Here is a 10783-nt window from a genome sequence, read left to right on the forward strand (position 1 = left end):
TGCCCTCTCGCTCGGATCGATTTTTCCTTCGCAAGAACAATCATCCCAGCTCAGAGGGCATCTGCGCGTCCAGACACGGCCTACACCACCACAAACACCGGTGGATCCAGGTCAGATTCCCTCAAGGAGCCCTTCACGGACCCTTGCCGCCGGGTGCCCGCCCGCTGAGGGAGGGGCGGAAACCTCCGCGAGCGCGGCGGGTGAAGCCGTCCCTCGTCGATGTGCGCGATCCGGCCAGTGCGGATGTCGTTCCCCTCACAGACGTCGGCGGGATTGGGGAAGTCGCGCTGCCCGCTTGATGCTGCGTATCGCCGCAATGCAGCCGCACGCGACGACCGCCGAGAAAATCCCCAACGTGGCATTGGGTGCATCTGACGCACCCAATGTGGCGTTCGGTGCGTTGATCAAGCACCGCAGCGCTTCCACCGATGGCGGCGAGCGGCAGGGACGAAGCACCCGATGTGGTGCCGGATGCACCCAGCCCGGCGCACATGGTCTAGACCGCTGGTGGTCTGGACCTCCCCGCAACCCGACCCCGGACACGAAAACGCTCCCCGGCCAACGAAATCCGGGGAGCGTGGACGATGCGGGATTCGGCTCAGCCGAGCCCGTGGAGAATCGGTACTCGTGTCTCGCGACAGTGGCGGGTGGAGTGGACGGTGTCCGCTTGGCGCGGAGCCGGTACTTCGATCTCGGTGTCCACAACCATCGGGCTGCGCAGCGGGGCCTGGATCAGGCTGAACCCGAACCGGTTGCGCAATTCGTGATTGATCCCACGTCGGCCGCGAGTGTGTTCGTCCTCACGGCGGAAAAGCGTGGTGAGCCGTACGGCCATGGGATCACACCCCCAGTTCGGATAACGGGAACCGGCGCGGGTCGGCGCCGGCTGGATCGGGGTGGTTCGCGCTCGACGGGTCAACGCCGGGCACCAGGGAAACCGCTCCGTTGCGGTGTCTCCGCAGGGTCGTCGCAGCACCTGGACCAGCGCCGATTCCGGCGAGGCTGGCGGATCGGCTCACCGGTTCGCACAGGTCGGCTCGCATCCGCACTCCTCCCGATATCTCGCGGCTGTTCCGCCGCCCGGGCCGGGTGCCCGGGCCGGTGCTGCCGGTGTTGGGCTGAATGTCGCAAGCCATTCACCCACCACTGACGCCCCGATCGCTGCGATTAATCCTACTCCTGGAATAATCTTCATGTCGAGATCGGGTCGAGTTGATCACCCGCTTGGCCCTGCGGTTTGCTCCGTAGTGACGCAAAGAAGCCGGGGACGTGCATCAGAGCGCACGCCCTGCACAAGGCTCGGAGGTGGACGACCCATGGCGGATTATCCGTCGCCCCAGGATTACGACCCGGACACGGCAGAGTCGCTGTTCGCGGCCGCGGCCTGGGCGAAGTCGTTCGCGAGCGAGCCCAACGGCGGAAACTGTGTCGAGGTCAACCTCTCCCGTCCCGGCCTGATCGGCGTGCGCGACACGAAGCTCGCCGCGAGCCCGGTGCTGGTGTTCGACCGTGGCGAGTGGGACGCCTTCCTCGTCGCGGTCAAGGCTGGTCAGTTCGACCTGCCGCCGAGTGAGTAGTCCACCACGACGAGGTCTCGACTGAGAGCGATTCGCAAACAGTCACTCGATCGGGTGGAGTGTGGCGGCGCTCCGGTCACCGTGGGCGCCGGGCGGTGTGGGTTCAATGTCGGCTTGGCGAGGGTCGCCGGCTGAGTAGGTTGAGCGCCCCGACCCCACGGAGCGCGCCATGACCCCACTCCACTACCTCTCCGCCGGCGAAGTGTTGCGCCTCTTCCGGACCCGGCAGCTCTCGCCGGTGGAGGTGATGCGCGCGGTCGTCGAGCGGGCGGAGCGGGTCGAGCCGGACGTCAACGCGTTCGCCGAGCAGATGTTCGAGCAGGCGCTGAGGGCGGCGGCTGTCGCGGAGAAGGCGTACGCGCCCGGCGGTCAGCCGGGGCCGCTCGAAGGACTGCCGATCGCGGCGAAGGAAGAACAGCCCCTGGCCGGGCACCCAGTCACCGAAGGCACCCTCCTGCGCTCGCCCCGGGTGGCGCGGGAGACCGCGATCGGGCTCTGCCGCATCCAGGCGGCCGGCGGGATTCTGCACGCTCGCACGACGACGTCCGAGTTCTGCTGCATGCCGCTGTCCCACACGCGACGCTGGGGAACCACGCGCAATCCGTGGAACCTCCAGACCTCGGCGGGCGGCTCGTCCGGTGGTTCGGGCGCGGCGCTGGCGGCCGGAACCGCCTTCCTCGCCACCGGATCGGACATCGGCGGTTCGCTCCGCGCGCCCGCGTCCTTCACCGGCGTCGTGGGCTTCAAACCGCCGCACGGGCGCAATCCCGTCCTCCCGCCCGCCGGATTGGATACTTACTACCACCACGGCCCGATGGCTCGGACGGTCGCCGATTGCGCGTTGCTGCAGAACATGATGGCGGGCGAGGATCCGCGTGACCCGCACTCGCGACTTCCCGCCGTTCGCATTGAGGTGGGCGACGTGCGTGGGCTCCGCGTCGCGTGCTGTCCGGTGCCTGGCGATTTCCCAGTGGCCTCGGAGGTCGCCGCCAACACCCGCGCCGTCGCGCATGCGTTGTCGGCTGCCGGTGCGGCGGTGACGGAGATCGAGATCGACTGGACGCTCGCCATGGTCAAACAGGCCTTGTGGGCGCACTTCGGGACCGGTTTGGCCGCCGAGGTCTTGGAGCTGGACCGGCAGAATCCGGGCGTCATCACCCCGTACTGCCAGGCTTTCGCGCGCAAAGGCGTCGAGAACATTGTGGACGCGGAAACCGGCCGCGCGGTCGAAGCGGCGATCCGGGAACGCCTCGACGCGGTGTTCGAGCGGTTCGACGCGCTGATCGTGCCGACCCTCGGTGCCACCGCGTTCGCCGCTGGCGAGGACTACCTTTCCGAGCAGGTCGTGGTCGATGATGTTGCGCTGGAACACTTTTCGGACGCTTCGCTCACTCCGGCGTTCAATGTCGGCAGTGAACATCCGGTGCTCGCCGGGCCGTCCGGTTGGGCGAGCAACGGCGTGCCGACGGGGGTTCAGGTCGTCGCGGGCAAGTACGACGACGGCACGGCGTTCCGCGTCGGCGCGGCGATCGAGCGGACGGTGGGGGCCGGGTTCGCGAGGATTCCGTTAGCTGGCCAGGAATTCCCGCAGATGCGCGACGACCTGTGAGGGTTGTTCCTCGGGGAGGAAGTGCCCGCAGTCGTCGAGGCCGATGCCGGTCACGTTGTCCGCGTAGTCGCGCCAGATGTCGAGCGTGGGCAGGCTGCCGAGCAGTCCGGCCTTGCCCCACATCGCCAGTACTGGCTGGGTGAGGCGCTTCCCGGCGGCGTAATCGGCGTCGTCCAGTTCGGCGTCGTCCGGGAATGAGGCGCGGTAGTCGTCGAAACCGGCTCGGAGCGCGCCGGGTGCTTCGAAGGCACGCACGTATTCGGCGACGTCCTCGGCGGGCAGGCCGTGGCGTTGGAAGGTCCAGCGCTCGAAGAAGTACCCGAGGTAGGCGGCGATGTTCTGCCCGGCGAGCAGTTCCGGCAGGTCTGGCTGGAGGTGAAAAAGCCAGTGCCAGTACGCCTTCCCGAGGTCCCGGTCGAGGCGGCGCCACATCTCTCGCGTCGGCGCGATGTCCAGCACGGCCAGCCGTTCGACCTGGTCCGGACGGTCGAGCGCCCACCGATGAGCGACCCGTCCGCCGCGGTCGTGCCCCGCGACCGCGACCCGGTCGAACCCGAGCTGTTCGGCCAGCTTCGCGACGTCGGCGGCCATCGTCCGCTTGTCATAACCGGTGCGGGGTTTGTCGGTGCGCCCGTATCCGCGCAGGTCAGGGGCGATCACGGTGTACGTCTCGGTCAGCGGCCCGGCGACGCGGTGCCAGCAGTGCGACGTCTGCGGCCAGCCGTGTAGTAGGAACAGCGGCGGGCCGTCACCGCCGCGGAGGTAGTGCATGCGCAGGTCGGCTACTTGGGCCATGGCTGCTTCTAACCGGCTCATGGGGTTAGACGGTAGCGCGCGTTCTCACCGGTTTCAATGGTTAGAATGAGCGGCATGGATTGGGTGTTCGACGCTGGACGGCCGTGTCTGCACCTGGTGAACACGCTGCGCTCCCGGCATCTCTCGGAAGGCATCGAGCTCCTGACCGGCCCGGACGCTCTGGCGGAATGGCTTGAGCTGGCCGGATTCGGTCGTGTGCCGGTGACCGCCACCCAGTTGGCCGCAGCAAAAGACTTACGCGAGGCGGTCAACCGGCTGCTGACCGCCAAGCCGCTGGTTGCCGACGTCCGCCTGGTCAACGACGCCCTCGCAGCTGCCCCCGAGCCGGATCGGCTGCTGTTGAAGGACGGTGTGCTGCAGCGGGAAGCGCCCACTCCCGCGGACCCGGTAGCGACGGCATTCGCGGTGCTGGCCGCCGACGCCGTCGATCTCGCTACCGGCGCAGAAGACATCCGCATCTGCTCGGCGGACGACTGCGGCCTGCGATTTGTCGACACGTCGCCTCGCCGGACGCGCCAGTGGTGCTCGATGTCGCGCTGCGGGAACCGGGCGAAGGCACGGGCGCACTACGAACGGACGAAGAACCGATAGGCCCACGGGTGCGCGCGCAGCCACACATTCAGCTTTCCGACCACTCGCATGGGGCGGTGGGCGCGAGACTTTCCCCAAGTCGCGGTCGCTGTGGACAACCCGGCCGTAGTGGGCGGGGTTGTCGGTGGGGGCGGATAGACTGGACAAGGGCCGTCCCCCGGAGGAGGGCGGGGGCTGCGCTGGCGGGGGCTGCGCTGGCGGGGCCGGGGCGAAGGGGAACGTCCGGCGTGCGGATCAGGAACAGCTGCCCGGTCGAATATCCTTTTTGGAGCTTCGGCCACCGGCGGTCCGACATGCGGGCGAATGGTTTCCCTGCGGTGTCGATGGTCTCGAACAGTGTGCTGATCGTCTCGTTCGGACCGAACCCGGCAATCGTCTCCCGGTAGTACCGCTCGAACTCCGGCCATGTCGGCGGCAGGTCCCGCTCGCGGACGCCGAGGATCCGGCCGATGCCGCACATCTGCGCGTAGTACTCGTCAAGCTCCGAAGTGGACATTGGACGGCCGAAAAACCGTTGTGCGTCAACGGGAGCCATCACCAGCGTTGCGTGCACCCATGCGTACGCGCCAGGATCGAGCGCGCTGTATCGACGGCCATCGGCGATACCGGTGAACGAGCGGTGCAGTTTCCGCAATCGTTCGGCCTCGAATTGCGCGCCCTTTGTCCCGCCGTAAACGTAGATCGACAGCGAAGCGACGGTGCGCATCAACCGGGTCCACGGATCCTCGCGGTAGTCCGAATGATCCCGCACCCCGGCCGCGACGACCGGATGCGCGACCTGCAGTACGAGCACCTGTCCCGCGAGCAGCGCGTCGCGGAAGTCGCCGAAATAGCGCCAAGCCGCGGTACCGCGAACGACCGGCGGAGCCACGTCAGCCTCGCGCACCATGCAGCAGCATCATTAACGGCTCGGCGGCCGGAACGTCCGTGCCGGTCGCGAGGCGGCGCAACTGCAGCCCGGCGACGAGCGCGACCACCGGCCCGGCTACTCGTTCCGGCTCCGGCAGGCCGAGTGCGGTCAGAATCGTGATGGCCAATTCGTCATATGCCGCAAAGCATTTCGCGGACGCCTCGTGCAGCCCGGGGTCGCGCGCGGCTTGCAGGTACAGCTCGTGCGGCGCGAGTTCGTCCGTGCCGAACGGCAATTGCTTGATCACGTGTTCCACGACGGTCGCCGCTTGTTCGAGGCTCAGCCCCTGTTCCCGGTACGCCTCGACAATTCCCGCCAGTTTCGCCGTTTCCTCCTCGGCGAACAGCAGCATCGCCTCGCGCAGGAGCTCGGTCTGGCTCGGGAAGTGATACGTCAGCGTGCCGAGCGAAACCCCGGCCGCGGCGACGATGCGGCGGTTGGTGAGCCCGCCGACGCCCTGCTCGCCGACCACCTTCAGGGTGGCGCGAAGGATCGCGTCGCGAGTGGTCACCACCCCGGCTCGGGACGTCGGTCCGGCCACCGCTGCACCTCTTCCAGTTGCGCGGCAACGGAAATCAGCCGCTCCTCGGAATGCGACGGGCCGAGCAGCTGGGCGCCGAGCGGCAACCCGTCCGCGGTCAGCCCGGCGGGCACGTTCACCCCGGGCCAGCCCAGCACGTTCCACGGCCAAGCGTACGGGCACGCGGCGATCATCGACTGGTCGGTCTGCCAGCCGGAAAGCCCGTCGAAGGACCCGATCGCGGGCGGCGGAGTTGCGGTGGTCGGCGTGAGCAGGACGTCGATGTCGCCGAATACGCCGCCGATCCGGCGGCGCAGCACAGGTTCGAGCGCACGGGCGAGTTTCAGCGCGGGGCCGGCGAGAAGGCCGCCTTGCTGGGCGTTGCTGCGGGTGCGCGGGTCGAGCGCGGACGGCTCCGGCACGCGCCGGGCCCAATCGCGCACGCCGGTGAGCGAGCGCGGCAGGAAGGTGAGACCGATCAAGCCGTATCCGGGTTCGACCGGCACGATCTCGTGGCCCAGCCCGGCAAGCGTCTCGGCGGTCTGGCGCACCGCCGATTCGACCACTGGGTCGAGCCTGGTTTTAGTGGCGGTAAAGGGAATCCGGGTGGAGAGGCCGATCCGCAGCCGTCCCGGTTCGCGCTGGGCGGCGGTCTGGAACGAGGTGCCGGTGCCCGCGGTGACGTCGAGCAGGGCGGCCGCGTCGGCGACCGTCCGGGCGAGCGGGCCGAGCACGGTGAGGCCGTGGAACAGTTCGCTGCCGGTCGGGATCCGGCCGCGCTGGGTTTTGATGCCGACCAGTCCGGTCCACGCCGCCGGGATGCGCACCGATCCCGCCCCGTCCGACCCGAGCGCGGCGGCCACGATCCCGGCCGCCACCGCCGCAGCGGATCCGCCGGACGACCCGCCCGGCGTGTGCGCGGGCTGCCACGGATTGCGCGTCGCACCGAAGGCGGTGCCCTCGGTGAACGGCCATTGGCCCAGCTCAGGCGTGTTGGTCTTGCCGATGATGACCGCGCCGGCCTGCTTGAGCTTCGCGACCGCGGGCGCGTCCGCCGTCGCCGCCGGGAACTCGCCCGGGCAGCCGAACGCGGTGGGCAGACCGACGATGTCCACGTCGTCCTTGATCGCGACCGGCACCCCGAGCAACGGCGCGCGGTCACCGTCGGCGCGGCGCTGATCAGCGGCGGCGGCCTCGGCGAGCGCGGCTTCGTCGCGCAGTACGCGGAACGCGTTGAGCACGGGCTGGCTCGCGTGCGCCCGCTTGAGCGCGAGCTCGGTCAGCTCCACGGCCGTGACCTCGCCGGATTCGAGCGCGGCGGCTTGGGCGGCAAGGGTCGTGAACTCGGTTGTCGCGGAAGGCATCGGCGGCTCCCCGTTCTCTCGTTCGCTCGAACGAACGTATCACGGCGACGGCCGGGAAGTTCGGGCATGCTCGGAGTCGTGATCGACGACTTCGCGAAGGAGTACCTGCATGACGACCTCAAAGAGGTCCGGCAGACGATGCTCCGGAAGCTCGACGGATTGTCCGAGTACGCGATCCGCCGTCCGCTGACCTCGACCGGAACCAACCTCCTCGGCCTGGTCAAACACCTTGCGGTCGCCGAGGCCCGGTACTTCGGCGAGGTTTTCGGCCGTCCGTTTCCCGAGCCGGTCCCGCGGTGGGACGACCTCGAACAGCGCGGTCGCGATCTGTGGGCGACCGAGCGCGAAACCCGCGAGGAAATCACCAGCCGCTACCAGCGCGTCTGCGAACACTCCGACACGACGATCGCCGCTCTCGCCATCGATTCGCGCGGCCACGTGCCGTGGTGGCCGCGGCCGGACGTGCTGTTGTTCAACGTCCTTGTCCACATGTTGACCGAGACCAGCCGGCACGCCGGGCACGCCGACATCCTGCGCGAGCAGTTGGACGGTGCGGTCGAAATGGGCTTGGAAGCCATGGCCAAACGCGGCCGGGACGCGGCCTTCTGGCAGGCGCGGCGAGCCGAAATCGAGCGGGCGGCGAGGGCCGCGGATCCGCCCACGGCTGGATAAAGCCACCTAAACTGCCCACCATCAGCCCCGCCTGCGCACGGAGGATCGATGACGTTCGACTTCGCCCGGTTCCCCTCCTTCGACGGCTTTCCGCGCGCCGGTCTCCACCACGGGCCGACGCCGCTGGTCCCGGCGCCGCGGCTGGGCGAAGCGCTCGGCATCCCCCGGCTGCTGCTCAAGCGCGACGACGTCCATCCGCTCGGCGTCGGCGGCAACAAGCTGCGCAAACTCGACTTCCACCTCGGCGCGGCGCTCGCCGACGGTGTGGACACCGCGATCACCTTCGGTGCGCTGCAGACCAACCACGGCCGTCAGACCGCCGCGGCGTGCGCCCGGCTCGGCTTGCGCTGCGAACTGGTGCTGACGGCTGAGGTGCCGCGCTCCGGTGACGCATACGAACGGTCCGGCAATGTCCCGCTTGACCTGCTCTTCGGCGCGCGGGTGCACGTCTGCGCGTCCGGCGAGGAATCGGCCGCGACGTACGAACGGCTGGTTGCCGAAGCAGCGGACGAAGGCCGGAAAGTGCGGACGATCCCAGTCGGTGGGTCCGACCCACTCGGTGTTCTCGGCTATGTGGATGCCACCCGCGAGCTCGCTGCCCAGCTGGCTGAGCAGGGTCTGGATCACGCCCGAATCGTGAGCCCGCACGCCAGCGGGGCCACGGCGGCTGGACTGGCGCTCGGCACAGAGCTGCTCGGTTCGCTGGAGGTGGATATCGCCTGCGTCAGCCATCCGCTGAACGAGGCTGTGGACAACTTGTCCCAGCTCACCGCCGGGGCCGCGGGGTTGCTTGGGTTCGACCCACCGAAGCTGGCGCACGTGTGGCTCAACGACACGACGATCGGCGAGGGCTACGGCATCCCGGCGTCGGGGACCTGGGAAGCGATCCGGTTGTTCGGCCGCACGGAAGGCGTGGTGCTCGACCCGGTCTACACCGGAAAAGCCGCCGCCGCCCTGGTGGAATGGGCGGCGGCGGGACGGTATTCGCCCGAGGAGACCGTGGTGTTCGTGCACACCGGCGGTCTTCCCGGATTGTTCGGTTACGCGCCCGAGTTCATGGCCGAGGCGCGGAAGTAACGAGCACCGCGGCGCGAGCGGTTTCGGTCCGCACCGCGATCCGGAGCAGGACCAGCAGCAGGGCGACGTTCGCGATCAGCGTGAGCCGCTGCGTCGCGCCCACCGGCAGCACCTCGGTGAGCGCGTGGAACGGCTGCACCCCAGCTTCGTCGAGACGGACGAACAGGAAACTCAGCGCGAACAACCCGACCGTCGCGAGCCCGAACTTCAGCCAGCGCACCACGAACACACGCTCCGCCGTGCCGCGCAACGGTTCCAGCATCGTGATCGCCGCGCCCGGCAGGCTCGCGAACGCGATCAGGCACGAGTACAGGTGGATGTCGCCGCTGAGCGGATTCGGGCTTTGCGGGTAACTGGCCGGAAAAACGGCGGCGACCGCCAGCCCGACCGCCCACAGCATGAGCAAAGCCTTGGTGCTGAACGTCATCGGCACGCCGCCTGCGATCAGCGCGCCGAGCACCGCGAGCGATCCGACGGCCACCGACAGCACGCTCGCCCCGAGCATGCCCTCCCCGCGGTCGGTGATCGTGTAGCTCGAAAGTGTGTCGTAGATCGGGTCGTGCGAGCTGATGATGTGCAGCACTGTGATCGTGAACAGCCCCCAGGCGATCGCAGCGAGCGCGGTCAGGCGCCATCCCCGGACGCCTCGTGTGTTCCCCATGTAGCCAGATTGGCGGTTCCGCGGCGTTTCGTGATCAGGGAAAACCCCTGATTAAGCCCCTACCCCGAGAAGTCGGCGAGGACGAGCACCTGATCGTCGTGCCGTTTGGCGCGCGGCCAGCGGACGGCGTGCGGATCGTCGTTTTCCGCGGCGCGTACCGCGTCCAGCACTGCTTCGGGGCCCTTGTTTTTGGCTAGCTGCAGGACTTCCGGCCAGGTGAAGAGGCCGTATTCGTCCACTCCGATCGCTACGCCGTCGGTGGCGATGAGGACGGCGTCGACGGCTGCGCGGGGCCAGCTGCGGCGGACTGCTTTGTGTGCTGCGACCGGGTCGGCTTCGGCTACCCAGAAGCCGTCTTCGGCGTTGCGTCGTCGGCGGACGTCGGCGCTGGTTTGCAGGAGACCGTTGTTGCGGAGGGAGACCAGGCGGTCGTCGGAGACCACGTCGGCGCCGAACTGTCCAAACGCGACGATGGGGCTGTCGGCCAGGACCAGGGCTTCTATTTCGTGGTCGTTCCAGCGGAGGATCGAGACTGTGCTGGAGGGGGCGTTGCCTGGGGTTAGGGCGTTGTCTTTGGCTACGGCGGTGATTGCGGTTGCCAGGGCTTGGCTGAGGTTTTGGTGGGGGGCGGTGCGGAGTTCGTTGGCCAGTTGGTCGCGGAGGAGGTGGGCGTACCAGCCGCCTGGGGGGAGGTCTGGGCTCGGGGAGGTGGCTCCGTCCAGGACCAGGATTGCTTGGTCGAGGAGGGCGATGTGGTCTTCGGTGGGGCGGGGGTTGCCGTCGGAACCGACTCCGGCTCGCTCGGCGGTCGAAATCTCGGGCACTGGTCGACTGTAGCTCGGGTTGGGTGGTCGGGACTTCTCGTCGCCTGGCGGCGACATCGCTTGGTGGTTGCGTGGGGCACCCCGAAGTTTGATTGTGCTGACGGTTCGGGGGTGCTTGTCAAGGCGGGAAAGATGCCTTGACAAGCACCCCCGAACCGCAGG

At 68.6% G+C, this 10783-nt stretch carries 12 protein-coding genes; 5 read left to right on the top strand and 7 right to left on the bottom strand.

All coding sequences use genetic code 11. The features are described from left to right. Positions 1 to 598: 598 nt before the first annotated feature. Positions 599 to 835, bottom strand: a complete 237-nt coding sequence (locus PUT80_RS45495) for a hypothetical protein (RefSeq protein ID WP_037807502.1) — start codon at positions 833 to 835, stop codon at positions 599 to 601. 481 nt (positions 836 to 1316) lie between these two features. Between PUT80_RS45495 and PUT80_RS45500 the strand changes: the two genes are divergently transcribed. Then, positions 1317 to 1577: a DUF397 domain-containing protein gene (locus PUT80_RS45500; protein WP_037712143.1), complete on the top strand. Its 261-nt coding sequence runs from the start codon at positions 1317 to 1319 to the stop codon at positions 1575 to 1577. Between the two features lie 169 nt (positions 1578 to 1746). Next, on the top strand, positions 1747 to 3186 hold the full coding sequence (locus PUT80_RS45505) for an amidase (protein WP_275295838.1): 1440 nt from the start codon (positions 1747 to 1749) through the stop codon (positions 3184 to 3186). Here the strand turns inward: PUT80_RS45505 and PUT80_RS45510 are convergent. After that, the gene (locus tag PUT80_RS45510) at positions 3145 to 4002 is read right to left on the bottom strand and encodes an alpha/beta hydrolase (protein ID WP_275295839.1); all 858 of its coding nucleotides are present in this window, start codon (positions 4000 to 4002) and stop codon (positions 3145 to 3147) included. The genes PUT80_RS45505 and PUT80_RS45510 overlap by 42 nt on opposite strands. Positions 4003 to 4056: 54 nt before the next feature. On the opposite strand from PUT80_RS45510, the gene PUT80_RS45515 reads away from it, so the two are divergent. Continuing rightward, positions 4057 to 4593: an ABATE domain-containing protein gene (locus PUT80_RS45515; RefSeq protein ID WP_275295840.1), complete on the top strand. Its 537-nt coding sequence runs from the start codon at positions 4057 to 4059 to the stop codon at positions 4591 to 4593. A gap of 28 nt (positions 4594 to 4621) precedes the next feature. Here the strand turns inward: PUT80_RS45515 and PUT80_RS45520 are convergent, their stop codons facing one another. The 3 genes from PUT80_RS45520 to PUT80_RS45530 are packed head-to-tail and all read right to left on the bottom strand — an operon-like array spanning position 4622 to position 7387. After that, the gene (locus PUT80_RS45520) at positions 4622 to 5482 is read right to left on the bottom strand and encodes an oxygenase MpaB family protein (RefSeq protein ID WP_275295841.1); all 861 of its coding nucleotides are present in this window, start codon (positions 5480 to 5482) and stop codon (positions 4622 to 4624) included. Beyond that, the gene (locus PUT80_RS45525; protein ID WP_238603491.1) at positions 5466 to 6044 is read right to left on the bottom strand and encodes a TetR/AcrR family transcriptional regulator; all 579 of its coding nucleotides are present in this window, start codon (positions 6042 to 6044) and stop codon (positions 5466 to 5468) included. Before PUT80_RS45525 ends, PUT80_RS45520 begins: the two co-directional genes overlap by 17 nt. Beyond that, positions 6011 to 7387: an amidase gene (locus PUT80_RS45530; RefSeq protein ID WP_037807511.1), complete on the bottom strand. Its 1377-nt coding sequence runs from the start codon at positions 7385 to 7387 to the stop codon at positions 6011 to 6013. Before PUT80_RS45530 ends, PUT80_RS45525 begins: the two co-directional genes overlap by 34 nt. A 66-nt stretch (positions 7388 to 7453) precedes the next feature. On the opposite strand from PUT80_RS45530, the gene PUT80_RS45535 reads away from it, so the two are divergent. Together PUT80_RS45535 and PUT80_RS45540 are read left to right on the top strand one after the other, a co-directional pair. Beyond that, the gene (locus PUT80_RS45535) at positions 7454 to 8059 is read left to right on the top strand and encodes a DinB family protein (RefSeq protein WP_275295842.1); all 606 of its coding nucleotides are present in this window, start codon (positions 7454 to 7456) and stop codon (positions 8057 to 8059) included. 48 nt (positions 8060 to 8107) lie between these two features. Beyond that, entirely contained in the window at positions 8108 to 9136 is a 1029-nt protein-coding gene (locus PUT80_RS45540; protein WP_238603488.1) for a D-cysteine desulfhydrase family protein, read from the top strand. On the opposite strand, the gene PUT80_RS45545 is transcribed toward PUT80_RS45540, so the two are convergent. Beyond that, positions 9114 to 9797, bottom strand: a complete 684-nt coding sequence (locus PUT80_RS45545; protein WP_238603487.1) for a DUF998 domain-containing protein — start codon at positions 9795 to 9797, stop codon at positions 9114 to 9116. The genes PUT80_RS45540 and PUT80_RS45545 overlap by 23 nt on opposite strands. Positions 9798 to 9856: 59 nt before the next feature. Beyond that, positions 9857 to 10621 carry a protein phosphatase 2C domain-containing protein gene (locus PUT80_RS45550; RefSeq protein ID WP_238603486.1) on the bottom strand — a complete coding sequence of 255 codons (765 nt, stop codon included), beginning with the start codon at positions 10619 to 10621 and terminating at the stop codon, positions 9857 to 9859. Between the last annotated feature and the right edge of the window lie 162 nt (positions 10622 to 10783).

The organism is Amycolatopsis sp. La24, from assembly GCF_029087445.1.
In the GTDB taxonomy this organism is placed as follows: Bacteria; Actinomycetota; Actinomycetes; order Mycobacteriales; family Pseudonocardiaceae; genus Amycolatopsis; species Amycolatopsis nivea.

Bases quoted from the DNA above. Each gene is read 5' to 3' on its own strand.
- PUT80_RS45530 (WP_037807511.1), bottom strand. From the start codon at position 7,387: ATGCCTTCCGCGACAACCGAGTTCACGACCCTTGCCGCCCAAGCCGCC.
- PUT80_RS45540 (WP_238603488.1), top strand. From the start codon at position 8,108: ATGACGTTCGACTTCGCCCGGTTCCCCTCCTTCGACGGCTTTCCGCGC.
- PUT80_RS45515 (WP_275295840.1), top strand. From the start codon at position 4,057: ATGGATTGGGTGTTCGACGCTGGACGGCCGTGTCTGCACCTGGTGAAC.
- PUT80_RS45495 (WP_037807502.1), bottom strand. From the start codon at position 835: ATGGCCGTACGGCTCACCACGCTTTTCCGCCGTGAGGACGAACACACT.
- PUT80_RS45545 (WP_238603487.1), bottom strand. From the start codon at position 9,797: ATGGGGAACACACGAGGCGTCCGGGGATGGCGCCTGACCGCGCTCGCT.
- PUT80_RS45505 (WP_275295838.1), top strand. From the start codon at position 1,747: ATGACCCCACTCCACTACCTCTCCGCCGGCGAAGTGTTGCGCCTCTTC.
- PUT80_RS45535 (WP_275295842.1), top strand. From the start codon at position 7,454: ATGCTCGGAGTCGTGATCGACGACTTCGCGAAGGAGTACCTGCATGAC.
- PUT80_RS45510 (WP_275295839.1), bottom strand. From the start codon at position 4,002: ATGAGCCGGTTAGAAGCAGCCATGGCCCAAGTAGCCGACCTGCGCATG.
- PUT80_RS45500 (WP_037712143.1), top strand. From the start codon at position 1,317: ATGGCGGATTATCCGTCGCCCCAGGATTACGACCCGGACACGGCAGAG.
- PUT80_RS45520 (WP_275295841.1), bottom strand. From the start codon at position 5,482: ATGGTGCGCGAGGCTGACGTGGCTCCGCCGGTCGTTCGCGGTACCGCG.